This is a genomic window from Faecalibacterium sp. I2-3-92 (assembly GCF_023347315.1).
Classification (GTDB): domain Bacteria; phylum Bacillota; class Clostridia; order Oscillospirales; family Ruminococcaceae; genus Faecalibacterium; species Faecalibacterium duncaniae.
Genome location: NZ_CP094470.1, coordinates 2,791,292 through 2,814,190, shown reverse-complemented (window position 1 = coordinate 2,814,190; position 22,899 = coordinate 2,791,292). Strand labels below are relative to the sequence as shown.

Annotated in this window: 27 protein-coding genes; 15 read left to right on the top strand and 12 right to left on the bottom strand. The window is 60.2% G+C overall.

Features of this window, described 5'->3' with window-relative positions; all coding sequences use genetic code 11:
• Positions 1–62 precede the first annotated feature (62 nt).
• The 11 genes from MTP42_RS13880 (at position 63) to MTP42_RS13830 (ending at position 6,328) form a co-directional block, all read left to right on the top strand.
• On the top strand, positions 63–614 hold the full coding sequence (locus tag MTP42_RS13880; RefSeq protein ID WP_005934650.1) for a DJ-1 family glyoxalase III: 552 nt from the start codon (positions 63–65) through the stop codon (positions 612–614).
• Positions 615–629: 15 nt separating this feature from the next.
• Positions 630–1,514, top strand: coding sequence for a fumarylacetoacetate hydrolase family protein (locus tag MTP42_RS13875; protein WP_249257584.1), 885 nt, complete (start codon positions 630–632; stop codon positions 1,512–1,514).
• Between the two features lie 223 nt (positions 1,515–1,737).
• On the top strand, positions 1,738–2,268 hold the full coding sequence (locus MTP42_RS13870; protein ID WP_249257583.1) for a Sec-independent protein translocase subunit TatA/TatB: 531 nt from the start codon (positions 1,738–1,740) through the stop codon (positions 2,266–2,268).
• Between the two features lie 94 nt (positions 2,269–2,362).
• Positions 2,363–2,569 (top strand): twin-arginine translocase TatA/TatE family subunit, encoded by a 207-nt coding sequence (gene tatA, locus MTP42_RS13865; RefSeq protein ID WP_005934643.1) that lies wholly within the window; start codon positions 2,363–2,365, stop codon positions 2,567–2,569.
• Between the two features lie 3 nt (positions 2,570–2,572).
• Positions 2,573–3,382 carry a twin-arginine translocase subunit TatC gene (tatC, locus tag MTP42_RS13860; protein ID WP_156066665.1) on the top strand — a complete coding sequence of 270 codons (810 nt, stop codon included), beginning with the start codon at positions 2,573–2,575 and terminating at the stop codon, positions 3,380–3,382.
• Positions 3,383–3,567: 185 nt separating this feature from the next.
• Positions 3,568–4,518 carry an ROK family glucokinase gene (locus tag MTP42_RS13855; RefSeq protein WP_097773228.1) on the top strand — a complete coding sequence of 317 codons (951 nt, stop codon included), beginning with the start codon at positions 3,568–3,570 and terminating at the stop codon, positions 4,516–4,518.
• 77 nt (positions 4,519–4,595) lie between these two features.
• A complete protein-coding gene (locus tag MTP42_RS13850) occupies positions 4,596–5,033 on the top strand; it encodes a GNAT family N-acetyltransferase (RefSeq protein ID WP_207684647.1) in 438 nt (145 codons plus the stop codon).
• Positions 5,034–5,040: 7 nt separating this feature from the next.
• On the top strand, positions 5,041–5,202 hold the full coding sequence (locus MTP42_RS13845) for a hypothetical protein (protein WP_249257582.1): 162 nt from the start codon (positions 5,041–5,043) through the stop codon (positions 5,200–5,202).
• Positions 5,203–5,213: 11 nt separating this feature from the next.
• On the top strand, positions 5,214–5,459 hold the full coding sequence (locus MTP42_RS13840) for a hypothetical protein (protein WP_005934633.1): 246 nt from the start codon (positions 5,214–5,216) through the stop codon (positions 5,457–5,459).
• Between the two features lie 224 nt (positions 5,460–5,683).
• The gene (locus MTP42_RS13835) at positions 5,684–5,881 is read left to right on the top strand and encodes a helix-turn-helix transcriptional regulator (protein ID WP_005934630.1); all 198 of its coding nucleotides are present in this window, start codon (positions 5,684–5,686) and stop codon (positions 5,879–5,881) included.
• A 3-nt stretch (positions 5,882–5,884) separates the two neighbouring features.
• Positions 5,885–6,328, top strand: coding sequence for a DUF6773 family protein (locus MTP42_RS13830; protein WP_005934627.1), 444 nt, complete (start codon positions 5,885–5,887; stop codon positions 6,326–6,328).
• A gap of 68 nt (positions 6,329–6,396) precedes the next feature.
• Here the strand turns inward: MTP42_RS13830 and MTP42_RS13825 are convergent, their stop codons facing one another.
• The 5 genes from MTP42_RS13825 to MTP42_RS13805 form a co-directional block, all read right to left on the bottom strand.
• A complete protein-coding gene (locus tag MTP42_RS13825) occupies positions 6,397–6,981 on the bottom strand; it encodes a sugar O-acetyltransferase (RefSeq protein WP_005934625.1) in 585 nt (194 codons plus the stop codon).
• 13 nt (positions 6,982–6,994) lie between these two features.
• The gene (locus tag MTP42_RS13820) at positions 6,995–8,785 is read right to left on the bottom strand and encodes an ABC transporter ATP-binding protein (protein ID WP_005934623.1); all 1,791 of its coding nucleotides are present in this window, start codon (positions 8,783–8,785) and stop codon (positions 6,995–6,997) included.
• Between the two features lie 54 nt (positions 8,786–8,839).
• A complete protein-coding gene (locus MTP42_RS13815; protein ID WP_097771342.1) occupies positions 8,840–9,559 on the bottom strand; it encodes a YggS family pyridoxal phosphate-dependent enzyme in 720 nt (239 codons plus the stop codon).
• 6 nt (positions 9,560–9,565) lie between these two features.
• Complete coding sequence (locus MTP42_RS13810; RefSeq protein ID WP_249257581.1) at positions 9,566–10,126, bottom strand: TIGR01440 family protein; 561 nt, start codon at positions 10,124–10,126, stop codon at positions 9,566–9,568.
• A gap of 141 nt (positions 10,127–10,267) precedes the next feature.
• The gene (locus MTP42_RS13805) at positions 10,268–11,581 is read right to left on the bottom strand and encodes an SMP-30/gluconolactonase/LRE family protein (RefSeq protein ID WP_156069394.1); all 1,314 of its coding nucleotides are present in this window, start codon (positions 11,579–11,581) and stop codon (positions 10,268–10,270) included.
• Positions 11,582–11,819: 238 nt separating this feature from the next.
• Here MTP42_RS13805 and MTP42_RS13800 point away from each other — a divergent pair, with 238 nt between their 5' ends.
• Both MTP42_RS13800 and MTP42_RS13795 read left to right on the top strand, forming a co-directional pair.
• Complete coding sequence (locus MTP42_RS13800; protein ID WP_035394613.1) at positions 11,820–12,506, top strand: response regulator transcription factor; 687 nt, start codon at positions 11,820–11,822, stop codon at positions 12,504–12,506.
• 18 nt (positions 12,507–12,524) lie between these two features.
• Entirely contained in the window at positions 12,525–14,036 is a 1,512-nt protein-coding gene (locus tag MTP42_RS13795) for a sensor histidine kinase (protein ID WP_005934608.1), read from the top strand.
• A gap of 49 nt (positions 14,037–14,085) precedes the next feature.
• Here the strand turns inward: MTP42_RS13795 and MTP42_RS13790 are convergent, their stop codons facing one another.
• The 6 genes from MTP42_RS13790 to gltX all read right to left on the bottom strand — a co-directional run bounded on the left by MTP42_RS13790 (position 14,086) and on the right by gltX (position 19,711).
• Positions 14,086–14,241, bottom strand: coding sequence for a hypothetical protein (locus tag MTP42_RS13790; RefSeq protein ID WP_166444380.1), 156 nt, complete (start codon positions 14,239–14,241; stop codon positions 14,086–14,088).
• Between the two features lie 24 nt (positions 14,242–14,265).
• Complete coding sequence (locus MTP42_RS13785) at positions 14,266–15,207, bottom strand: pectinesterase family protein (protein WP_156062233.1); 942 nt, start codon at positions 15,205–15,207, stop codon at positions 14,266–14,268.
• Between the two features lie 55 nt (positions 15,208–15,262).
• Complete coding sequence (locus MTP42_RS13780) at positions 15,263–17,545, bottom strand: SpoIIE family protein phosphatase (RefSeq protein ID WP_156062232.1); 2,283 nt, start codon at positions 17,543–17,545, stop codon at positions 15,263–15,265.
• Positions 17,546–17,664: 119 nt separating this feature from the next.
• The gene (locus MTP42_RS13775; RefSeq protein ID WP_097771336.1) at positions 17,665–17,943 is read right to left on the bottom strand and encodes a DUF4160 domain-containing protein; all 279 of its coding nucleotides are present in this window, start codon (positions 17,941–17,943) and stop codon (positions 17,665–17,667) included.
• The gene (locus MTP42_RS13770) at positions 17,927–18,199 is read right to left on the bottom strand and encodes a hypothetical protein (RefSeq protein WP_097771335.1); all 273 of its coding nucleotides are present in this window, start codon (positions 18,197–18,199) and stop codon (positions 17,927–17,929) included. Before MTP42_RS13770 ends, MTP42_RS13775 begins: the two co-directional genes overlap by 17 nt.
• 42 nt (positions 18,200–18,241) lie before the next feature.
• Entirely contained in the window at positions 18,242–19,711 is a 1,470-nt protein-coding gene (gene gltX, locus MTP42_RS13765) for a glutamate--tRNA ligase (protein WP_097773209.1), read from the bottom strand.
• A 302-nt stretch (positions 19,712–20,013) separates the two neighbouring features.
• Between gltX and MTP42_RS13760 the strand changes: the two genes are divergently transcribed.
• Positions 20,014–20,271, top strand: a complete 258-nt coding sequence (locus MTP42_RS13760) for an AbrB/MazE/SpoVT family DNA-binding domain-containing protein (RefSeq protein WP_097771333.1) — start codon at positions 20,014–20,016, stop codon at positions 20,269–20,271.
• 21 nt (positions 20,272–20,292) lie between these two features.
• Positions 20,293–21,219, top strand: a complete 927-nt coding sequence (locus MTP42_RS13755) for an alpha/beta fold hydrolase (protein ID WP_249257580.1) — start codon at positions 20,293–20,295, stop codon at positions 21,217–21,219.
• Positions 21,220–21,338: 119 nt separating this feature from the next.
• On the opposite strand, the gene MTP42_RS13750 is transcribed toward MTP42_RS13755, so the two are convergent.
• The gene (locus tag MTP42_RS13750; protein WP_117505808.1) at positions 21,339–22,628 is read right to left on the bottom strand and encodes an O-acetylhomoserine aminocarboxypropyltransferase/cysteine synthase family protein; all 1,290 of its coding nucleotides are present in this window, start codon (positions 22,626–22,628) and stop codon (positions 21,339–21,341) included.
• Between the last annotated feature and the right edge of the window lie 271 nt (positions 22,629–22,899).

Genomic DNA, 22,899 nt, shown 5'->3' with positions numbered 1-22,899 from the left:
GCGCCGCGGGGCAGGGGAGCACCCGCCCTGCGGTGCGCTTTTTTAGAAGGGAGTCTGTAAAGATGAGTAAGGCAGTTGTATTTTTTGCCGATGGCACCGAGGAGTGCGAAGCTCTGCTGGTGGTAGACCTGCTGCGCCGCGCCAAGGTGGAGGTCATCGTGGCCTCTGCCATGGGCCGCAGGGAGCTGGTGAGCAGCCATAAGATCCACCTGACCGCCGATGCGCTGGCTGAGGAAGTGGATTATTCCGATGTGGACATGGTCGTTTTGCCCGGCGGGATCCCGGGCACACCCAACCTTGCCGCCAACAAGACGGTCACCGAGACCTGTGCCGCCTTTGCAAAGGCGGGCCGGAAGGTGGCTGCCATCTGCGCCGCCCCCAGCATCCTGGCCTCTCTGGGCCTGCTGGAGGGCAGGAACGCCACCGCCCACGCTGGCTTCCAGGATCAGCTGGCCGGTGCCATCGTCCACGATGAAGAGGTCGTGGTGGATGGCAACATCACCACCAGCTATGGGCTGGGCGGTGCCATCCCCTTTGCACTGGAACTGGTGCGCCAGCTGGCCGGTCAGGCAGAGGCGGAGCGTATCCGGAACGCCATTGCGTATCGGCACTGAGAAAGGGGATGCGGTATGCGCTTTATTACCTGCCGCTTGCCGGACGGCGTGGAAGACCCGGCGATTTTATCGGAGGATGGACGGCAGGTCTGGCCGCTGAGCTGGCTGGGCCTGAGCTATGAGACCCTGAGCGAGGCCATTCCGTTTCTGACCCCGCAGGTGCGGTATGGGCTGTCGCTGGCCATTGCGGGCATTCCCGCTCTGCCTGTGGAGGCCGTCACACTGGAAAGCCCCATCCCGGCCCCGGCGCAGGATGTCATCTGCCTGGGCATCAATTATATGGCCCACTCCGATGAGGCGGAGAAATATTCTGCCGCTGCCTTTGCCACCAAACACGAGGATGCCATCTACTTTTCCAAGCGCGTGACCCGCGCCGTGCCGGACGGCGGCCCCATCGAGGCCCACACCGATCTGGTGAAAAAGCTGGATTATGAGTGTGAGCTGGCTGTGGTGCTGGGCAGGGATGCCAGGGATGTGCCCGCCGGTCAGACCCGGGACTACATCTTCGGCTACACCATCCTGAACGATGTTTCAGCCCGGGATGTGCAGACGGCGCACAAACAGTGGTATTTCGGCAAGAGTCTGGACGGCTTTACCCCCATCGGGCCCTGCATCGTCACGGCAGATGCCTTTGCCGACTACCCGCCCAGGCTGGGCATCCGCAGCTTTGTCAACGGCGAGAAGCGGCAGGATTCCAATACCGCCCTGCAGATCTTTGACATCGACCATGTCATTGCCGAGCTTTCGCAGGGTATGACCCTGAAAGCGGGCACCATCATTGCCACCGGCACCCCGGCGGGTGTGGGCATGGGCATGGACCCGCCGCAGTTCCTCAAGCCCGGAGATGTGGTGCGGTGCGAGATCGAGGGCATTGGCACACTGACCAATCCGGTCGAGTGATTCCGAAATGCAATATCTGAGCGTGAATATCCGAGCTGTTATATAATTGATGACAAAATTGCTCTTGTTCATATACTATTCAAAATAAGTTCATTTGAAGTTCACACACTTCCGGTATACATAGGGCAACAAAGGCGCACATCGCGCCGCATCCCCTGTGCAGTAACAGCACGACAGGCCGCAAAGGATGCCTGTTGTGTGAGAGGAAAGGAATTGGAACGCTATGAAAATTGGTTTTACAGAGCTGCTCCTGGTGGCCTTCGTGGCCTTCGTGGTCATCGGCCCCGATAAGCTGCCCGAGTACGCCCGCAAGCTCGGCAAGATGCTGCGGGAGCTGAAGAAGTACACCGGTGCCGCTTCCGAGGAGATCCAGAAGAATGTGGTGGAGCCCCTGAACGAGATCCAGGCCCCCATCAAGGAAGCCGTTGCTCCCCTGACCGACATCAAGAAGGACATCGACGACAGCATGAAGGATGTCACCAAGAGCTTTACCAACATTGGTAAGACCAGCAAGGAAGAAGCCAAGAAGGCCGAAGAGGTCGAGGAAGTGGCCGAGCTGGAGGATACCGTGGAGGAGCTGCCCGAAGAGCCTGTCAAGGCGGAGGAGCCTGCCGCTGAGCCTGTGAAGGCAGAGGAAAAGGCAGAAGAGCCTGCTGCAGAGGAAAAGCCCGAGGAGGCCCCCGCTGCAAACGAAGCCCCTGCCGAGGCTGTTCCCGCTGAGGAAGCTGCCCCTGCCGAAGAGGCAAAGGTCTAAGTACATGGATACACCCGCGCCCGCGGTTGTAGGATAAAAACTGGAATCCAGCCCGCCAGAGCGGCGCGGCAAGAGTAAAAAGGAGATTATTATTATGAGAATCGGACCTCAGGAGCTTATCATTGTTCTGATCATCGTTCTGGTCATCTTTGGACCCAAGAACCTGCCGAAGCTGGGCAAGATGTTCGGCAAGACCATGAAGAACTTTAAGGAAGGTATGGAAGACGTGGATGAGAACGGCGACGCCAAGCCTGCCGAGACCAAGACCGAGGAAAAGGCTGAGAAGAAGGACGAGGAGTAATTTGTGGCTACCAACGTGAAGCGCAAAAAGAAAGCCGAAGTCATGTCGGACGACGGCAGCATGACGCTGACCGGACATCTGAAAGAGCTGCGGAACCGGCTGATCATCTGCGCGGCGGTGTTTGTAGTGGGCGTGATCGGCTTCCTGGCAATTTCGGATAAGCTGATCGACCTGCTGACGGCCATGGCAATGAATGCGAACTACACCTTCGTGTTCCTGGCCCCGCAGGAAAAGCTGATGCAGTATTTCCGGGTGTCCCTGATCGCTGCGGTGATCGTGACCATTCCGGTGGCGCTGTATCAGGTCTACGCCTTTGCAAAACCCGGCCTGAAACGGAGCGAGAGATTCTTCTTCCGGCTGGTGCTGCTGTTCGGTCTGGCTCTGTTCTGCGTAGGTGTGCTGTTCGCCTACAAGGTCACCCTGCCGTTCATGCTGAACTTCCTCGTCACGCTGGAGGGTACCGATTACATCACGGCATCCATCAGCATCGAGAGCTACATCAACCTCTGCCTGACCATGTTCATCATCTTCGGCTGTGTGTTTGAAATGCCTCTGGTCACCATCATTCTGGCCAAGATGGGCATTGCAAACCCCGAGATCATGAAGAAGGGCCGCGGCGTTGCCATTGTCCTGATCTTCCTGGTCGCAGCCATCATCACCCCGCCCGATATCGTGTCGCAGTGCTTCGTGGCTGTGCCCATGTGCCTGCTGTACTTTATCAGCATCTTCCTCAGCGGCATTTTCTATAAGCCCAAGACGGATGATGACGACGAGGATGAGGATGACGAAGAGGAATCCTCTGACGAGGAGTAAGTTCTCCCAAGGCTTTCCGGCCCTCCCACTGCGGGAGGGCCTTTTGCTTTGCCAAAAATCGAAACGAATTTTCGGCTTTTTGCATAAATCCTGTTTCAGCCGCTGTCTTTTGCAAATGGATATGTTATAATGATAACGATGAGAAAACCGGCGGCCTGACCGCCGCAAAGAAGGGGTAAATGAATATGAAAGAGTACGCATTCGGCATCGACCTGGGCGGCACCACGGCCAAGGTGGGCCTGTTCACCACGGCGGGCGCTCTGCTGGAAAAGTGGGAGGTGCCCACCGACACCTCCAATGCAGGTGAACACATCCTCGGGAACCTGGCCAAGGCCGTGAAGGACAAGATGCAGGAAAACGGCATCACTGCCGAGCAGGTGGAGGGCGTGGGTGTCGGTGTGCCCGGCCCTGTGCTGGACAGCCGCATCGTGCCCATTGTCTGCGCCAACCTCGGCGGCTGGGGTGAGCGGAACGTCTCCATCCAGCTGTCCGGCCTGCTGGATGGCATCAAGGTGCTGGTGGGCAACGATGCCGACGTGGCCGCGCTGGGCGAGATCTGGATGGGCTGTGCCAAGGGCTGCCGCAGCGCGGTGATGGTCACGCTGGGCACCGGTGTCGGCGGCGGTGTCATCGTCAACGGCAGAATCATCGAAGGTGCACACGGTGCAGGCGGCGAGATCGGCCACATCACCGTCAACCCCCACGAGACGGCGGTCTGCGGCTGCGGCAAGCATGGCTGTCTGGAGCAGTATTCCAGCGCCACCGGCGTGGTCCGCTGTATGAAGAAGCTGCTGGACGAGAACCCGGACACCCCCTGCACCCTGCGCGGCACCGACTTTGCCGCCAAGGATGTCTTTGATGCCGCCCGTGCAGGCGATGCACTGGCCGCCCGTGAGGTGGACGAGATGACCGACATCCTGGGCATGGCGCTGGCCTCTATTGCCTCCACCACCGACCCCGAGATGTTTATGGTGGGCGGCGGTGTCGCCCGTGCCGGAGATGTCCTCTTCAACCCCCTGCGGGAGCATTTCAAGACCTATGCCTTCAGCTCCTGCCGCGAGACCCCCATCGTTGCCGCTACCCTCGGCAATGATGCCGGCATCTATGGTGCTGTGCGGCTCATCGTGGGAGAATAAAACCTGATATTTCATGGCCCCATGCCTGCACTCTGAATGTGTGGGTATGGGGCTTTTTATAAGAAGGAGTTGAATCAATGAACTATACCCCTATTACAGAGGAAAATGTTGAAAAAGCAGCAACGCTTTATATGAACCACTACAACCAACATTCTGGCGGGTGCTGGACCTATGAAAAGGCATATAAGCGAATCCGTCAGATGGTAACGATGGAGGATTCCCTCTGCCTGATGCAAGAAGATGACAACGATATTCCAACAGGGCTTGTTATCGGTTTTTTGGAAAGCTACGATGATTTTACATTCTATTATCTCGACGAGATCCTGATTTTCGGGGAGTATCAGAACAAGGGGTATGGCAGATTACTTCTCCAAGAAGTGGAACAGCGTGTGCGGGAACGTGGTGCACAGATGATTGAACTGGTCTGTCCGGATGATGCGCACCACATGCACTTTTACGGCGGCTTCGGGATGGCGGAAGCAACGAACCTGAAGCTGATGAAAAAACGATTGTAAATCTGCCGTGGTTATTTTTGATGCAAAAACGGACGAACTGGAACAGCACTATCTCCGGGATTTTGGAGCGCATCCGGTTGCATCCTTACATCCTGGCGGGCCGAGAACATTTATGATTGCAGATCAGGCAGCCAAGGATATATTTTCATCGTATCTTTTTGAAGAATAGGGGGAAAGCAAATGAAACCATATGATAAGGATATCGACATTGTTTTTTCTCCAATGTCTGATGAAACCATGTCGTGGTTGGATGAACTGCTTACAACCTGTAAGCGGTTCGGTGTGGATTACTACAATGCCTCTGAAAAAGACCGTGCATTTGTGGAAGCAGTGGCGCGGAAAAATTATGGAATAAAGCAGGCGAAAATGAATGGAGTATCTGTCTCCACAGTAGAGCCCTTCTTTGGGATTCATCGAGCAGTATAAAAAGAGAACAAAGGAAGCGTGACCTCTTCGGGCCGGGAACGTTTTTCTGAAATCATTGCAAAGCCCCGTGCCGGTGCGATATGCCGGACACGGGGCTTTTTCTATTTTTGAAATATAAAATACAAGACAAAAAGTAAATTATACTTGACATAATGTCTGGTGAGTGCTATTCTGTATCCAGAGGGAATGAGCTTACCCTCACAGGAAAGAGACGAGGTGACAGGATGCCGAAGAATCTGAAACTGAAAGCTGCCCGCGCGGAAAAAGATATGACGCAGGGGGCATTGGCAGAAGCGGCTGGGGTCTCGCGCCAGACCATCAACGCGATCGAAAAGGGCGAGTACAACCCCACCATCAATCTCTGCCGCAGCATCTGCAAAATTCTGGGAAAAACACTGGATGAACTGTTCTGGGAGGAATGAGAAATGAAATTTTCACTGTACAGCAAGAAAAATGTTCTGGATGAGATGCAGGAGCAGACCATGTCCCAAATTGAGAGGCGTGGCTTCTGGCTGATGTGGGGCGGTCTGCTGGCCGCAATGGTGATTCAGCAGCTGACGGGCAATGCAGAGAAAGCGACCGGAGAAGGGGTCGTTTTTATGGCCGGATGTGTTTACACCGTTGCAGAGTGCGTCCGGAATGGCCTGTGGGACCGCCATCTTTCTTCCAGTATGGGTGCCAATGCGGTTTGTTCTCTGCTGGCGGCTGTGGCGGTTACGGTGCTTCATGGCCTGACCTATGGCTATTGGATGGGCGCTGCGTTTACTGGTGTTTCGACAGGTCTGCTCTGCTTTGCGCTGCTCCAATTCTGTGCACATCTGGTGCAGAAGAATCGGAAAAAGCTGGACGATGAACCGGAAGAAAAATAACACCTGATTTTCCACAACAAAACGCGGAACCGTTGAAAACTCAGCGGTCCCGCTTTTTGTTGTTGCAATTATTTCTGATACCGGATGCTGTCTTTTTCGGTGATAGGCCGCAGCACCTTACAGGGGTTGCCCACGGCCACCACGCCGGAGGGAATATCCTTTGTGACCACGCTGCCTGCACCGATGACCGTGTTGGAGCCGATGGTGACCCCGGGCAGGATGGTGACATCACCGCCCAGCCAGACGTTGTCCCCCAGTGTGATGGGGGCTGTGGTCTCAAGGCCGCTGTTGCGCTCTTCCGGCAGCATGGGGTGGATGGCAGTGTACATGCCGCAGTTGGGGCCGATGAAGCAGTGCCTGCCCAGTGTGATTTTTGCGCAGTCCATCAGGTAAGCACCGTGGTTGATGTAGGTGCCCGCACCGATGAAGCAGTGATAGCCGTAATCCACATACAGGTGCGGCAGAATGAACACATGTTCTTCCATGTGGGGCAGCAGCTGACGCAGAAGCTCTGCCCGCTTTGCTTTTTCAGAGGGGCGGGTCTGGTTGAACTCGGTGTAGAGCTCCTCGGCTTTCTCTCGTTCGGCACAGAGCTCCGAGGTGTAGTTTGCGTCGTACCAGAGACCTGCTTCCCATTTTTCACGTTCTGTCATAAACGTTCTCCTGTTATAAGGTGTCCTCACCGGGCAGCTGGTTCCACAGGCGGTAGTACACGCCCTGCTTTGCCAGCAGCTCTTCGTGAGTGCCGGATTCCACAATGCCCTCGGAGCCAAGCACCAGGATACGGTCGTAGTTCTTGATGGTGGTCAGGCGGTGGGCGATGGTCAGGGTGGTGCGGCCATGGGCCAGCTTTTCCAGGCTCTGCCCCACAAGGATCTCACTCTCGTTGTCCAGTGCACTGGTGGCCTCGTCCAGGATCAGGATGGGCGGGTTCTTCAGGAAGACACGGGCAATGGCGATGCGCTGCTTCTGGCCGCCCGAGAGCTTGACACCACGCTCGCCGACATAGGTGTCGAAGCCGTCCTTCAGGGCCATGATAAAGCGCTCTGCACCGGCCAGACGGGCAGCTTCGATGATCTCCTCCCGGGTGGCATCGGGCTTGCCGTAGGCGATGTTATCCGCCACAGAGCCGCTGAACAGGTACACGTCCTGCTGGACGATACCGATGTCCTCGCGCAGGCTCTTGAGGGTGACCTGCTGGATGTCCTGCCCGTCAATGTAGATGTGGCCGCTGGTCACATCGTAGAAGCGAGGGATGAGGTTGCACAGGGTGGTCTTACCGCCGCCGGAGGGGCCGACCAGAGCCAGCCGCTCGCCTGCCTTGATGTCCAGACTGACATGGTGGAGCACCTTGTTGTGGTCGTCCGGGTACTCAAAGCTGACATCGTCAAAGCGGATGGCACCGGGGCCGGGCTGCAGGGGCCGGGCATCAGGGGCATCGTGGATGGGCACGGGGGTGTCCATGATCTCGGCAAAGCGCTCGATGCCGGTCATGCCGCGCTGGAACTGCTCGGCAAACTCGACGATGCGGCGGATGGTAGCGATGAGGGTGGTGACATAGAGCATGTAGGCCACCAGGTCACCGGCGGTGATCTTGCCGTTGACCAGCGACAGGCCGCCCGCCAGAATGACCACCAGATACATCAGGCCGTCGAACAGGCGGGTGGAGGTGTTGAAGGCCGCCATGGCGTAGTAGCCCAGCGTCTTGATGTGCTCAAAGTCCTTGTTGCCCTGCTCGAACTTGGCGCGCTCCTGCTCCTCGGCGGCAAAGGCTTTTACCACGCCCTGACCCAGCAGGCTGTCCTCGATGGTGGCGTTCAGCTCACCGATCTGGATGCGCTGCTGCCGGAACCGGGCACGCAGACGGCCGTTCAGGTAAACGGACACTACGCCCATCAGGGGCACGCAGGCGAACACCGCCAGCGTCAGCGGGATGCTGGCCTGGCACAGGATGATGAAGGAGGCCAGGATCTTGATGAAGGCGATGAAAAATTCCTCGGGGCAGTGGTGGGCAAACTCGGTCACATCGAACAGATCGTTGGTGATGCGGCCCATGATGGTGCCGACCTTGGTGTTATTGTAATAGGTGTGGTCGAGCAGCAGCAGGTGGTCAAAGGCATCCCGGCGCATGTCGGTCTCGATGTGCACGCCCATGATGTGGCCGATGCCGGACATGAAATACTGGGCCGCACCGTCGATGATGCGGAGCACAAAGTAGATGCCCGCCAGCTTGAGCACGATGCCAGTGGTCAGGGTGATGCCCACGCCCATGGCCGAGTTGGTGATGGTGCTCATGATCTTGGGCAGGAAGATGTCACACAGGGTGGTCAGCGCGGCGCAGAACAGGTCGAGAAAGAGCACTGCCTTGTGCTTTGCCAGATAGGGTAAAAAGCGGCGGATGAGCGCGCCGCTGCTGTTGTGATGTGCTCCGGGGTCTTTGATGTTTTGCTTTGCCATGGTTCCTCCTTGATTTGAACTTCTCAGTCTGCGCGTCAGCGATGACGGAGAGGTTTATTTCTTGCTGTAATCCCGTTCGCCGTAGATCGCGGTGCCAATGCGCACCAGCGTTGCGCCTTCGCGGATGGCATTCTCATAATCGCCGCTCATGCCCATGGAGAGGGTCTGCATCTCCACGTTGGAATAGCCGCGCTCCCCGGCCTTTACGAACAGGTCATGGACGGCGGCGAGATACCGGCGGTTCTGTGCATCGTCATCATTGACCGGGGGAATGGCCATCAGGCCCTTGACCCGGATGTGCTCCTGCGCGGCAGCGGCATCCAGCAGGGGCCAGAGCGCTTCCGGCGAAACGCCGCTCTTGCTCTCCTCCCCGCCGATGTTCACCTCCAGCAGGACGTTCTGCACGATGCCCGCTTTGGCGGCTTCCTTCTCGATGGCGGTCAGAAGGTGTTCACTGCCCACGCTCTGGATCAGGCTGGCCCGGCCCAGGACTTTTTTGATCTTGTTGGTCTGCAGGTGCCCGATGAAATGGCTGGGCTTGCCGCAGTAAGCGCCTGCGTCAAAGTTTGCGCAGAGCTCCTGCACATGGTTTTCGCCAAACACGTCAATGGGCAGGGCGGCACTTGCGGCCACGGTTTCAGCGGTGCGGGTCTTGCAGGCGGCGCACAGCTGGACCTCGGCAGGGTCGCGGCCTGCCTCCCGGGCAGCAGCGGCCATCTTTTCACGGATGGCCAGCACGGCCTCCCGCATCTCTTCCGGTGTTTTTTCTGCCATAAGGCATCAGTCCTCCTCGGTATATTTTGCGCGCTCTCCGCCAATGAGCTTCGGGCGGGTGCGGGCGCAGAGAATGTTTGCTTCCCCGATCCGGTTCAGGCTCAGCCGCACCGGCACGGCCACCCGGCGCAGGTGCATCCCAATCAGGGTGCCGCCAATGTCGATACCGGCGTGGGCGCGGATCTCCTCCACGGCAATGGGGGCTTTGAACTGCTTCCAGCAGGTGGTGGCCCAGCTGCCGCCCGCATGGGGCCGGGGCACGACACACACTTCCTCCCAGCCGTATTGTTCGGAGGCTTCCCGCTCAATGATAATGGCCCGGTTCAGGTGCTCGCAGCACTGTGCCGCCAGCCAGATGCCGCGCTGGGCCAGCACCGGTGCAATGCCTGCGTAGACGGCCTGCGCTGCCTCCAGACTGCTGTCCTTGCCGATGTGCCCGCCCACGATCTCGCTGGACGAGCAGCCCACCACGAACACGTCGCCTTTTTTCAGCTTTGCCTGTTCCAGCAGCTCTTCCACTGCCTGCCGGGCTTCCGCCTGGATCTGTTGTTTGAATGCGTCTGTCATATCAATTACCTCGTATCGATCGGTTGCCGCGATGGCCCGATGTTCTGTGTTCGATTGGGCCCAAGCGTTTACAACAATTTTTCCGGGATGCCAAGGGCTCCCCTGGCAGGGGAGCTGGCACGCGAAGCGTGACGGAGCGGTTCAGACCCGTACAGAATAAAGCGCTTTTTCTCCCGCAATGCCAAAATACACCCGGTTCTCCACCGGGCAGAGGGCAGAGCTGCTGCCCTGAGGCTTGCCGGAAAAGCTCCACAGCCAGCTTCCGCTGGCGGTGGAAACGGCCTCGGCGCGGATGCCGTCGGCGGGCAGGGAAAACAGGTTCTCCTGCATCGATTCGCTCAGCCGCAGGGCCACGCCGCGCAGGAAGGTGCTGCCTGCATGGCGTTCCAGCCAGCTGGAGCTGGCCCAGCGGTAGCTGATGTAGAGGGTGCTGTCCTCATCCAGCGCCAGCGCGCCGGGATAGCCCGGCAGCCCGCTGAAGCTGCTCTGACAGCCCTTGCCCCCTGCGGTCAGGCTGCGGGCAGAGGCCGCCGCGCTCCAGATGCAGCGGCTGCCGAGGTCGGAGATGTAGAGGGTCTGGGTGCGCTCGTCCAGCGCAAGGCCGGACGCTCCGGCAATGCCGCCCACCACCTGCTCCACGGTGCGGGCAGCGGGATCATAAACGTATACCGCACCTGTTCCGGTGTGGGCCAGCAGCTCGGTGCGCAGGGCACTTTCCAGCCCCTGTTCCGCGCTCTCCTGCCCGACCACGGCAAAGTAGACCTTGCCGTCCGCACCGACCTCCACGGCAGAAAGGGCCCCCAGCGGGGCACCGTCGATCTGCGTGACCACCTGCTCCACCGAAGCGCCCCAGCTGTCGTGCCGGGCGCGGCAAAGGGTGCCCCCGGCAGGGGTGAGGACTGTGAGCCACAGGTCTCCCGCAGCATCGAACGCAAAGCCGGTCAGCTCGCCCTCTACGCTCAGGATGACCGCAGCGTTGCCGCCGTCGGTGCGCACCAGATCGCTGGTGCGTTTTTTCAGGGAGGAGCCGTTCCACGCCGCCGCATAGACAAGGCCATCCCGGGTGCGGATGCAGTCCACACCCTGATACCCGCCCAGATCCCAGATCTCCCTGCGGTCGGTGGAAAGCTCTGCCTGTGCCGCGCCGGAGGCCTGCCGGTGATCCGGGGCAGTGTAGGCTTTGGGAGGGGCCTCAATGGGCCGGAGCACCAGCGCCCAGACCAGCGCAGCAACCGCGGCCAGCGTAAACACGATGCTCAATTTCTGGAACCTCTGGAGCACTTCCTCCCGCTCGGCGGCACGCTGGGCCTCCTGCACGGCCCGGCGGCGGGCAGCGGCGGCGCTGGCCCGGTTGGCGCGGCGAAGCCAGCGGTCTACCCACAGGGCCGCACTGGGCCCGATGGTCAGTGACGCGATGAGCAGGATGAGAAGCAGTTCAACGAATCCGATGCGCATAGGCAGATTTCCTTTGTTCTGATGGTTGTTTTATCAAATCAGTATAGCACACTTTATAGCAGAGAAGCAAGCGGGCGGCAGGCTCCTGCTGTTTCTTGCGGGGCTTTTGTGGTATACTAAAAGAAATGGGGCGGCGGTTTTCCAAACCATTCACTTAAACTTCACAAAATTTTCCAATAATTATATTATGATACCCCTAGAAACTGGAGCTATTTTGATAACGAGGAGGAAACCTCAGATGGCAAAGATACTGATCGTTGATGATGAACCCCGCATCCGGGAACTGATCCGGGAGCATTTACAATATGCAGGCTATGTCTGCGAGGAAGCGGGCGACGGCTCTGCCGCCCTTTCGCTGCTGAGCGGCGGCGGTTTTGATCTGGTGATCCTGGATGTGATGATGCCCTTTATGGACGGCATGACCTGCCTGCGCGAGATGCGCGCCCGCCACATCAACACGCCGGTGATCATCCTGACCGCGCGCGGCGAGGAGTATGACAAGCTGGCCGGTCTGGAAGGCGGCGCGGATGACTATGTGGTCAAGCCCTTCTCCCCGCGGGAGCTGGTGGCCCGTGTCAAGGCGGTGCTCAACCGCACCATGCCTCGCTCCGAGGCATCGGACGGCACCATGACCTTCGGCGAACTGACCATCGACACGGCCAGCCATACCGTGCGGGTGGCGGGCGAGGATGTGAGCCTGACCCCCAAGGAGTTTGACCTGCTGGTGTTCCTGGCCTCCAACAAGGGCATTGCCCTGAGCCGGGAGAAGATCCTGCAGAAGGTGTGGAACTACGACTATTTTGGCGAGGACCGCACCGTGGATACCCATGTCAAGATGCTGCGCGGCCATCTGGGCAAATGCCGGGGCTATATTGCCACCGTGTGGGGCATCGGCTATAAGTTCGACCCGGATGCAGCGCGTTAAACAGGAGGTTTGCGGTTGATGCGGCAACCCGAAAAAAAGCGGCGTACCGTGGGCATCCGCGGGCAGCTGATGTGGTTCCTCTGCTTCATCTGTCTGCTGCTGCTGGTGCTGTTCTGGTTTTTGTGCACCCAGCTGCTGGAGCCCCTGTACACCACCCATATCCAGAAGCAGCTGACCGAACAGGCAGATGCCATCGTGCAGAAACTGGACGATGCCATTGCCGACGGCCAGACCCTCTCTTATTGGGGGTTCGGCAGTCAGCTCTATGTCAACAGCCAGTTTTTCAACCAGCTCAGCAGCGAAATCTACGAAAATGGCGGCATGAGCAGCTTCTGCGTGGATATCTCCGATGTCACGCTGCGGCAGATCTTCAAGGTGGAGAACCTCTCCTACTGCAACCTGCACCGCACCCGGCCCACCGATGAAAACAGCGAGCTGCCCTCTTACAGCACCGCCCGCGCCATGCGCCAGCTTTGCCGCGAGACCGGCAGCTGTGTGCGGAAGATCAACCCGCCCACGCCCTCGGGCACGGTGGAGCTGATGGTGGGCAGAACGACCTCCGACGGCAGCTACACTGTGCTGGTGACCACCAGCCTGATGCATGTCTCGGAGGCTGGCGAGGTGATGAGCACGGTGCTGCCGCTGGCGGCGGCGCTGATCTTTGCCTTTTCCATGAGCGCGGCGTGGCTGTTCAGCGAGTGGTTCACCAAGCCCCTGCGCCAGCTTTCGGGCGCGGCCCGGCAGGTGGCACAGGGCGACTATGCCGTTCAGGTGGAGACCAACCGCCGGGACGAACTGGGCGACCTGGCGCAGGAGTTCAACCACATGGCCAAGGAAGTCCAGCACGCGGCTCAGATGCAGCGCGACCTGCTGGCGAATGTCTCCCACGACCTGCGCACCCCGCTGACCCTCATCAAGGGCTATGCGGAGACGGTGCGGGACATCACCGGCGACGACAAGGCCCACCGGGACGAGCAGATGAACATCATCGTGGATGAGGCCGACCGGCTGACAGCGCTGGTCTCCAGCGTCATGGAGCTGAGCAAGGTGACCAGCGGCGCGGAAAAGTGCGAGAAGGTCCACTTTGATATGGGCCAGCTCTGCGATGAGGTCAGTGAGCGCTATGACGCGGTCTGTGCCCAAAATGGCTGGCAGCTCAAGCTGGAACTGCCGGAGGAGGAGCTGCCTGTCTATGCCGACCCCAACATGATGCAGCGCGCCCTCCACAACCTGCTGGGCAACGCCATGCACCACATCGGCGGGGACGGCATCTTCCTCCTGCGGGCCTCTAAGGTGCCCGAGGGAGTCCGGGTGGAGATCGAGGACCACGGCCCCGGCATCTGTGCCGAGGATCTGCCCTATATCTTTGACCGGTATTACCGCTCCCGCTCCGATGCGGGCAAGCAGGGCACCGGCCTGGGGCTTTCCATCACCAAGGCCATCTTCCAGCAGCACGGCTTCCGCTTCGGCGTGCAGAGCACGCTGGGCAAAGGCACGACCTTCTGGTTCATTGCAACGGATACAAAGTAAAACGACCCTCTCCGTCATTGTTTCGGAATGACGGAGAGGGCCGCTCTTTTTAAGCATCTGCTTTCCGGTAAATGCCCAGACTGTTGTCCGGTTCCGGCATCTTCACGCGGGAGGCGCGGTCGTTCACCTTGACCAGCATCCAGCCCATCAGGGCCAGCACCACCACGATAATGAGCCATTTTACGGCGTTGGGGAGTTTTTTCATATTCGTATTCCTTTGTTTTTGATCTCAGGGGCGGCAGAGCTTCCGCGCCCGGGCCAGCAGGGCGGCGGCATCGGCGGCAGAGGGCGCTGCGACCCAGTCCGGGCGCTGGCGTGCCCCCGGGCCGCTGCTTCCGGCCTCGGCAAAGCGGGCAAGGCAGGTGTCCGTGCGGTCATTCCAACCGGAAAAGCCCTCCGGTGCAATGTGGGCTCCAAGGCGGCAGTCCAGCATGGCAGTCTTGCCGGTGGGCCGCCAGGGCCTGCCCAGATAGACCGTTCCGGCGGGGCAGTCGGAGACGAAATCGCAGTCCCAGAACACGAAGCCCAGCCCGTTGGCGCTGCCCGAGGGGGCGGTGATGTAGCTATGGGAAAGGTGGTTGTCTACCGTGCGCAGGATGCACTGCTCAAACAGGGCATCGGCCCCGCCAAAGATGAAGTCGATGTCCCCCGCGATCTCGCAGCTCTGGTAATACTGCGCCGAGGGGCGGCGGGGCGCAAACTTGCGGGGACCCAGAAAACCGTCCTTCTCCCGTTCAGCCTCGGGCAGGGGCGCGCAGAAGAGCGTGTCCTGGTTGCCCAGCAGCCTTACCCGGCGGAACACGGCCTTTTCGGCATCCACATAGGCGGCAATGGCCTGCCCCACGGCACTGCCCGGACCGGCATCGTTGGCAATGGTCAGATCCTCCACCGTTACGCTGCCGCCGCTGAAAAAAGCGGTGTAGCTGCGGAAGGTGTGGGTGGGCCGCCCATCCGGGTGGGGCAGCTTGCCGCCGTCCCCAAAGATCAGGGTGGTGGCATCAGCTCCCGCGCCCCGCAGGGTGAGCGCCCGTTTTTCACAGACCAGCTTTTCCCGGTAGATGCCGGGCCCGATGCAAATCTCTGCTTCCAGCTCGTAGGGCACCGCCAGCACGGCCTCCGAGATGCTGGCAAAATCGCCGCTGCCATCCTGGGAAACGGTGAGTTTTAACATGGGCAGTCCTCCCTTGTAAAAGATAAGGCTATTATATGCCCCTTTTGTGAAATTTTCAATGTCCGCAGGGCTCTAACCGGAGCACGGCGGCAGTGATATCATCGGGTCGGCCGGTCTGTTCGGCGCGGGCGCGGGCGGTCTCCACAAGGATCCGGGCCACCTTCTCGGGCGGGTCGCCTGCGGCGGCGGAGAGCTCCAGCTGCTTGGCCACCCAGCCGGGGCCGTCCACCAGCAGACCGTCCGAGACCAGTACGGCATAGTCCCCGGCGGCGAGATGCACCACCCGGCTCTGGCCGTTCACGCTGCCCAGAATGCCGATGGGCAGGCTGATATCGCCCACCGGACGGGCACGGCCGCCGTGCACCAGAAAGCCCGGGGCGGCCCCGGCCTTGAAGATCCGTGCCGTGCCGGTGTAAAGGTCCACGCTGATCAGGTCGAGGGTGGCTCCGCTCTCCTCATCGCTTTTCAGGGCCAGCGCCACATTGACCAGCCGTGCCGCCAGCTCAGCGGTGAAGCCGGCTTTCAACAGGCGGGCAGTGAGCTCGGCGGCAAGGCTGCCGTCCACGGCGGCCGGGCGGCCTGTGCCCATGCCGTCACACAGGATCATCTGGGCAGCGGCCGGGCTGCAGAACTGCTGGACCGCATCCCCGGAGACAGTGCCCTTTGCCGCCGTGCCTGCAGTTCCGAACACAGCCCGGAGGGCGGGCTTTTCGCAGAAGAGCAGGGTGGTCATCCCTTTGCAGGAGAGCACCTGCGGCGGGTCGAAGTCCCGGCGGCAGATGCGTCCGGTCTCCTGCGCCAGCGCGGCCAGCTCGGGGGAAGAAAAGCGGGTACGGGGCAGGGTGACCGCCGCCCGTGTCCGGCCCAGGTCGTCCAGCGTGACAGCGCATTCCAGCGGCGGCGTGCCCAGGCTGGCAAAAAACGCGGCCACCCGCCCGGATTTGTAAGGCTCCGGGTTCCCGGGGCGGCCCAGCTGCTCACTGAGTACGCTCAGGGCATCGGCCATGGCGCTGTATTGCTCGGTCAGGGCGGTGCGCATGGCCTCAGCGTGGACGTGGGCTTCCTTCCGGCTCCGGTAGAGCGCAAAGGAGCGATTTGCCGCCGCGCAGAGCGCCGCCGGGTGGATGCATCTGGACAGCTGGCCGGGCAGGTCGCTGGTCTGCAGATGGCCCTGCTGTTCCAGAATGGGCCGCAGGGCGTTCATCCCCTCCAGCGTGGCGGTGTATTCCTGCTTCCAGCAGGTTTCCCGCCGCCCGCAATTGAAGCACAGGCTGTCGTGGGTGTTGTCGATGACCCAGCGGAAGGTGTCGCATCGGCGGGGAAACGCATCGTATACAGCGTTCACCGTCTCGGCCAGCGAGGAAAGGCTCTCGGCCACTGCTTCCAGCCGGGTGGCGGCGGCAGAAAGCCGGGGCGGCTCCTCGGGCGGCGCGGGGGCTTCCGGCACCGGTGTCAGCCAATGTTTAGGGAAAAAGGCGGGGGCCGCAAAGCCCAGCCCGGCGCTGAGGAGCAGGGGCAGAGCCGTGCCGGGGGCGGGAACACAGAGCACCCCCAGCACACACCCGCCTGCACAGGCGGCAAGGGTCTCAGCCCGCCGCCCGGGGGCCAGCAGGACCGCTGCCGCCGTGCCGCAGCAGAGCCCCACCGCCGCCGGGGCAAGGGAAGGGTCTGCGGCGCAGAGCGCGGCCCCGGTGAAGGCAGCAAAGGCCAGCGCGGGCTTTTCCTGCCCGCGGCAGCAGAGGGCAGCATCCACCATGGCACAGGCCGCTGCCCCAAGGCAGAGGGGGCCGAAGCGCAGCCCGCCCAGCGCCGCCGCCACGGCAGAAGCGGCCAGCAGGGTGCCAAAACCGGGCTTTTCGGGTGGGAAGCGCTGCAGCGCATAGCCGAAGCCGCCTGCCAGCAGGGCATCTGCCCCGCAGAAGAACACCAGCGTGAAGCCTGCCCCGCCGGGCCCCAGCGCAAAGCAGGCACCTCCCAGCACCAGCGCCCCGCACCCGGCCAGAAATGCCGGACGAAGCCTGCCGGGCCAGAGCCATCGGGCGGCCACGGCCGCCCCCACGGCGCAGAGCAGGCAGAGGCTGTCCAGTGAAAACGCCCCGAACCCGTGGAACAGGATGCTCAGCGCAGCTCCGGCTGCGCAGGCGGCAAAGCAGTCCGCAGGCAGGCCCAATGTCAGCCCCAGTCCAAAGGGAAGCAGGGCCCCGTAGAGAACGGCCCAGCCCCCAGCAAGCCCCAGCGCAAAGGCCCCGCCCTGCCGCAGGGCCGGGCGTACCGCCGCCCGGGAGGCCAACGCGGCGGCAACAGGCTGCTTCGGGTGCAGTTTTGTGGTTTCCGGCATGAAAAAATCCCCGCTTTCCGGCGGGGATCTTTTGCAATGTTCTGTTTCCCGCGCCCTTTGCATATACTGTAGCGCGGGCGCGCGGCGTTTTATGGGGTCATGCGGGGAAGCGGCTCAAATCAGCAGAAATAGCGCACTTCACCAAAGAAATTCATCCATTTGGCAATCACTTCATCGCTTCGTGCTTCGATAATGGCCATGATGTTTCGCAGAACACGGGGCGGAATGTTGGAATTGTTGTGGCACAGATAGCATTTCCCGGCCCGGGTGATCCAGATCTTGGTCGCGTTGCTGCTGGGAGCACCCTGTGAAACATGGACATGAATGGGTTCCAGCGGATCATTTTCGTTGGCCCAGAAGTAGACCCAGTAGGAACCGATTTTAAAAACCTGCGGCATTTTCTACCCCTCCTTCCTGGGAAAACTGCAGGATCAGATGTGCAGTGGATTCCAGGAACTTCTGGTAGCGGTCGATCTCAGCAGGGGTGAAGCCGCTGACATCCTCCCAGGTATAATCCGGCAGATAGCAGACCGCAGAGTGGAAACAATCCTTCTCGTCGGGCTTTTCGATGTAGACCTTTACACGGTGGTCTGGCTGCATCTCGGAATGCACGATCTCGGTGTTGTCGTCCAGTGTCATAAACGGGTACATCATAAAAACACCTCCGTGGATATGATTGCGAAAAGGGAAGGAAAATCACCCGTTCAGCTTTTCAATGGCAGCCTTGACACGGGCAAGGGTCGTCTCGCGGCCCATCATGCAGGCAAGGTCGGTGCCGCCGCCGGGGGTGCGCTGCTTGCCGGAAAGGGCAATGCCCAGCGGGTAAAGCAGCCAGCCGTTCTTCTTGCCCAGCTCTTCGGCCTTGGCCTTGCAGGCGTTGAACACGGTGTCGCGGTCAGAGAAGTCCAGGCTCTCGTCGCTCAACAGGGGCAGCAGGGCTTCCAGTGCCTCCCGGGCGGTCTCCGGGGTGGTCTTCTGCTTCTTGTTGGCGTACAGGCTCACATCGTAGTCGGGCATTGCGTCAAAGAAGTCCAGCTGCTCGGGGATCTCGCCCAGCACCTCACAGCGGGGCTGCAGGTTGGCGCAGAGCAGCTTCTTGTCGATGGGGGTGTGCACGGCCTGATCGATCCAGGGCTCGGCCTTCTTCTGGAACTCCTCAGGGCTCAGGCGGCGGATATACTCCGCGTTGATGGCCCGCAGCTTGAGGGGGTCGAAGATGGCAGGGGACTTGGAGATGCCGTCCGGGCTCCAGATCTTGATGAGCTCTTCCAGGCTGAAGATCTCCTGCTCGGCGTACTCGCCCTTGGGGCTCCAGCCCAGCAGGCAGATGTAGTTCATCACGGCCTCGCTCAGGTAGCCCTTGGCCACCAGATCCTGATAGCTGGCATCGCCGTTGCGCTTGGACAGCTTGTTCTGCGCGTCCTTCATCACGGGCGGGCAGTGGATATAGGTGGGGATCTCCCAGCCAAAGGCCTGATACAGCAGGTTGTACTTGGGGGTGGAGGACAGATACTCGCTGCCGCGGATGACATGGGTGATGCCCATCAGGTGGTCGTCCACAACATTTGCAAAGTTGTAGGTGGGCATTCCGTCGGTCTTGATGAGGATCTGATCGTCCATCTCGCTGTTCTCGACCTCGATGTGGCCGTAGACCACATCGTCAAAGCCGGTCACGCCCTCCTTGGGGATCTTCTGGCGGATGACGTAGGGCTCACCTGCAGCCAGACGCTGCTTGACCTCCTCCTCGGGCAGGTCGCGGCAGCAGCCGTCGTAGTGGGTCATCTCACCGTTGGCGCGCTGCTCGGCGTGCAGTGCCTCCAGCCGCTCCTCGGTGCAGAAGCAGTAGTAGGCCTTGCCTTCTGCCACCAGCTGCTCGGCATACTGCTTGAACATGCCCATCCGCTCGCTCTGAACGTAGGGGCCCACAGGGCCGCCGATGTCCGGGCCCTCGTCCCACAGCAGGCCGGTCTCCCGCAGGGTGTTGTAGATGACATCCACAGCGCCCTCAACGTAACGGCCCTGGTCGGTGTCCTCAATGCGCAGGATGAAGGTGCCGTCCTCGTGCTTGGCCATCAGGTAGGTGTACAGCGCGGTGCGCAGGTTGCCAACGTGCATGTAGCCAGTGGGCGAGGGGGCAAAACGGGTGCGGACTTTATTGCTCGGCATAAAAAAACGCTCCTTTATATTTACAGGCAAAAAATTGCGGATAGCTACCTTTTAGTTTAATCGCTGTGCGCTGTTTTGTCAACGAATCGGCCGCAGATTTGGCAGAATGGGCGTTTGGAAGCAAAAGAAAAATCTTTTTGTCGAAACCGCGCGCAATCATTGACGAATGATTGGAAATTTTGTATACTGAGTGGGAGAGATGGCACAATTTTCCTTTGAAGGCTCTGAAGGAGAGATCAGGGCCGGGAGAAAATTGGAAAATGGCTGTCTGAGGTGTAAATGACAAAGGAGAAGAAAAAACTATGAAGAGTACCGGAATCGTCCGCGGCGTTGACGGCCTGGGCCGTATCGTCCTGCCCAAGGAGCTGCGCACCAGCATGAAGCTGGACAACGATGCCAAGCTGGAGATCTTTGTGGAGGGCGATGAGATCATCCTCAAAAAATACCGCCCCACCGGCAGCTGCGATTTCTGCGGCGAGGTGGACGATAATGCCATCCAGTATGCAGGCTACTGCATCTGCACCTCCTGCCGCAAGAAGATCGGCAGCATGAAAAAATAAAGCGGAGAAGGAGGGCAGCCCATGAGCCAGATGATCGACTTTACCCTGCCGTCCTGCCAGCCGGGGCGGACGCTCCACGCGTTCCGCTGTGTGCCGGAGGGAGAGGTGCGGGCGGTGCTGCAGCTCTCCCACGGGATGGTGGAGTTCATCGACCGCTATAAGCCGCTGGCCGAGAACCTGGCCGCCCGGGGCATCCTTGTCACCGGCAACGACCACCTGGGCCACGGCGGGTCCATCCGCACCAAAGAGGATTATGGCTACTTCGGCGAACCCGACGGCAACCGCGCCCTGCTGGAGGATCTGCACGCTGTGACGACCCTGACAAAGCAGCTGTATCCCGGCGTGCCCTATTTCCTGCTGGGCCACAGCATGGGCTCGTTCTACGCGCGGCAGTACCTCTGTGAGTGGGGCGATAAGCTGGACGGTGCCATCATCATGGGCACCGGCTACCAGCCCAAAGCGCTGGTGCAGCTGGCCAGGACCATCTGCCGGGTGCTGGCCGTGTTCCATGGCTGGCACTACCGCAGCAAACTGGTGGCCAGACTTTCGTTTTTGGGGTACAACAAGGGGTTGGAGGGCCGCACAGCCCACGACTGGCTCAACCGTGACCCGGTGGAGGTGGACCGCTACCGCGCCGACGAGCGCTGTACCTTTATCTTTACCCTGAACGCCTATTACAGCATGTTCAGCGGCATCCTGCGGCTGTACGACCCGGCTCTTCTGGCCCGGGTGCCCAAGGATCTGCCCCTGCTGTTCCTGGCAGGCGATGCCGACCCGGTGGGCGAACAGGGCGCAGGCGTGAAGCGGGCGGTCAAGAGCCTGCTGGATGCCGGTGTGAAGAACATCGAGGTCAAGCTGTACCCCAGCGCCCGGCATGAGCTGCTGGTGGAGCTGAACCGCGAAGAGGTCTTTGCTGACATTGGTGACTGGCTGGAACGCCGGCTGTAAAAACACGAACACACAAAAACAGAACCGCCGCCCGGAAATTTCGGGCGGCGGTTCTTTGCACACACGATCAAAAAGGAGAATGGAGGAGAGTTTTTGTCAGAGCATGGGGGGCAGGGGGATTATTCGCCGCGGACGGCTGCGAAGCCTGCCTCCAGATCGGCGATGATGTCATCAATGTGCTCGGTGCCGATGGACAGGCGGATGGTGTTCTGATAGATCTGCTGCTCGGCCAGCTCCTGATCGTTCAGCTGGCTGTGGGTGGTGGAGGCCGGGTGGATGACCAGGCTCTTCACGTCTGCAACGTTTGCCAGCAGGGAGAAGATCTTCAGGTTGTCAATGAACTTGAAGGCTTCTTCGCGGCCGCCCTTGATGTTGAAGGTGAAGATGGATGCGCCGCCGTTGGGGAAATACTTCTCGTACAGGGCGTGATCCGGGTGATCGGGCAGAGAGGGGTGGTTGACCTTCTCCACCTGAGGATGGTTTGCCAGGAATTCGACCACCTTCTTGGTGTTCTCCACATGGCGCTCGATGCGCAGGCTCAGGGTCTCGGTGCCCTGCAGCAGCAGGAATGCATTGAACGGGGAGATGGTGGCACCGGTATCGCGCAGCAGGATGGCGCGGATGTAGGTAACGAAGGCGGCAGGACCTGCGGCATCGGCGAAGGAAACACCGTGGTAGCTGGGGTTGGGAGCGGCGATATTGCCGAACTTGCCGCTGGCCTTCCAGTCAAATTTGCCGCTGTCCACGATGATGCCGCCCAGGGTGGTGCCGTGGCCGCCGATGAACTTGGTGGCAGAGTGGACCACGATGTCTGCGCCGTGCTCGATGGGGCGGATCAGGTACGGGGTGCCGAAGGTGTTGTCGATGACCAGCGGCAGGCCGTGCTTGTGGGCAATGGCGGCAATGGCATCAATGTCGGGGATATCGCTGTTGGGGTTGCCCAGCGTCTCCAGATAGACGGCCTTGGTGTTGGGCTGGATGGCGTTCTCCACTTCGGCCAGATCGTGAGCGTTGACAAAGGTGGTAGTCACGCCGAACTGGGTCAGGGTGTGCTCCAGCAGGTTGTAGCTGCCGCCGTAGATGGTCTTTTGTGCCACGATGTGGTCACCGGCCTGTGCCAGCGCCTCGATGGTGTAGGTGATGGCGGCAGCGCCGGAAGCGGTGGCCAGAGCAGCCACGCCGCCCTCCAGAGCAGCGATGCGCTTCTCGAACACATCCTGCGTGGAGTTGGTCAGGCGGCCGTAGATGTTGCCTGCATCGGCCAGACCGAAACGGTCAGCGGCGTGCTGGCTGTTGCGGAACACATAGGAAGTGGTCTGGTAGATGGGCACGGCGCGGGAATCGGTTGCGGGATCGGCCTGCTCCTGGCCAACGTGAAGCTGCAGGGTCTCAAATTTATAGTTAGACATAGTAATTAACCTCTCTATCTGTACTTAAAGTATAATTCTGACGCATAAAAAATCCCGGTCACTGACACCATTTCAGTGCACCGGGCAAAAAATTCAGGTTCTGCGCTTTGGCAGCTTTGCCATCACATTCGCACACACATTCGGTCTGCAGAGGGCAATGCACAGCGCTCGGTCCCATATTCTGCCCGGGTGGTGTACATTCGCCCACAACGGAAGTTCGCGTGGAGCAGGTTTTTCCAGATCAGCGTCATTTTTGTGCCCTCCTTTCAAC

Bases quoted from the DNA above. Each gene is read 5' to 3' on its own strand.
- MTP42_RS13880 (WP_005934650.1), top strand. From the start codon at position 63: ATGAGTAAGGCAGTTGTATTTTTTGCCGATGGCACCGAGGAGTGCGAA.
- MTP42_RS13875 (WP_249257584.1), top strand. From the start codon at position 630: ATGCGCTTTATTACCTGCCGCTTGCCGGACGGCGTGGAAGACCCGGCG.
- MTP42_RS13870 (WP_249257583.1), top strand. From the start codon at position 1,738: ATGAAAATTGGTTTTACAGAGCTGCTCCTGGTGGCCTTCGTGGCCTTC.
- tatA (WP_005934643.1), top strand. From the start codon at position 2,363: ATGAGAATCGGACCTCAGGAGCTTATCATTGTTCTGATCATCGTTCTG.
- MTP42_RS13855 (WP_097773228.1), top strand. From the start codon at position 3,568: ATGAAAGAGTACGCATTCGGCATCGACCTGGGCGGCACCACGGCCAAG.
- MTP42_RS13850 (WP_207684647.1), top strand. From the start codon at position 4,596: ATGAACTATACCCCTATTACAGAGGAAAATGTTGAAAAAGCAGCAACG.
- MTP42_RS13840 (WP_005934633.1), top strand. From the start codon at position 5,214: ATGAAACCATATGATAAGGATATCGACATTGTTTTTTCTCCAATGTCT.
- MTP42_RS13835 (WP_005934630.1), top strand. From the start codon at position 5,684: ATGCCGAAGAATCTGAAACTGAAAGCTGCCCGCGCGGAAAAAGATATG.
- MTP42_RS13830 (WP_005934627.1), top strand. From the start codon at position 5,885: ATGAAATTTTCACTGTACAGCAAGAAAAATGTTCTGGATGAGATGCAG.
- MTP42_RS13825 (WP_005934625.1), bottom strand. From the start codon at position 6,981: ATGACAGAACGTGAAAAATGGGAAGCAGGTCTCTGGTACGACGCAAAC.
- MTP42_RS13820 (WP_005934623.1), bottom strand. From the start codon at position 8,785: ATGGCAAAGCAAAACATCAAAGACCCCGGAGCACATCACAACAGCAGC.
- MTP42_RS13815 (WP_097771342.1), bottom strand. From the start codon at position 9,559: ATGGCAGAAAAAACACCGGAAGAGATGCGGGAGGCCGTGCTGGCCATC.
- MTP42_RS13810 (WP_249257581.1), bottom strand. From the start codon at position 10,126: ATGACAGACGCATTCAAACAACAGATCCAGGCGGAAGCCCGGCAGGCA.
- MTP42_RS13805 (WP_156069394.1), bottom strand. From the start codon at position 11,581: ATGCGCATCGGATTCGTTGAACTGCTTCTCATCCTGCTCATCGCGTCA.
- MTP42_RS13800 (WP_035394613.1), top strand. From the start codon at position 11,820: ATGGCAAAGATACTGATCGTTGATGATGAACCCCGCATCCGGGAACTG.
- MTP42_RS13795 (WP_005934608.1), top strand. From the start codon at position 12,525: ATGCGGCAACCCGAAAAAAAGCGGCGTACCGTGGGCATCCGCGGGCAG.
- MTP42_RS13790 (WP_166444380.1), bottom strand. From the start codon at position 14,241: ATGAAAAAACTCCCCAACGCCGTAAAATGGCTCATTATCGTGGTGGTG.
- MTP42_RS13785 (WP_156062233.1), bottom strand. From the start codon at position 15,207: ATGTTAAAACTCACCGTTTCCCAGGATGGCAGCGGCGATTTTGCCAGC.
- MTP42_RS13780 (WP_156062232.1), bottom strand. From the start codon at position 17,545: ATGCCGGAAACCACAAAACTGCACCCGAAGCAGCCTGTTGCCGCCGCG.
- MTP42_RS13775 (WP_097771336.1), bottom strand. From the start codon at position 17,943: ATGCCGCAGGTTTTTAAAATCGGTTCCTACTGGGTCTACTTCTGGGCC.
- MTP42_RS13770 (WP_097771335.1), bottom strand. From the start codon at position 18,199: ATGATGTACCCGTTTATGACACTGGACGACAACACCGAGATCGTGCAT.
- gltX (WP_097773209.1), bottom strand. From the start codon at position 19,711: ATGCCGAGCAATAAAGTCCGCACCCGTTTTGCCCCCTCGCCCACTGGC.
- MTP42_RS13760 (WP_097771333.1), top strand. From the start codon at position 20,014: ATGAAGAGTACCGGAATCGTCCGCGGCGTTGACGGCCTGGGCCGTATC.
- MTP42_RS13755 (WP_249257580.1), top strand. From the start codon at position 20,293: ATGAGCCAGATGATCGACTTTACCCTGCCGTCCTGCCAGCCGGGGCGG.
- MTP42_RS13750 (WP_117505808.1), bottom strand. From the start codon at position 22,628: ATGTCTAACTATAAATTTGAGACCCTGCAGCTTCACGTTGGCCAGGAG.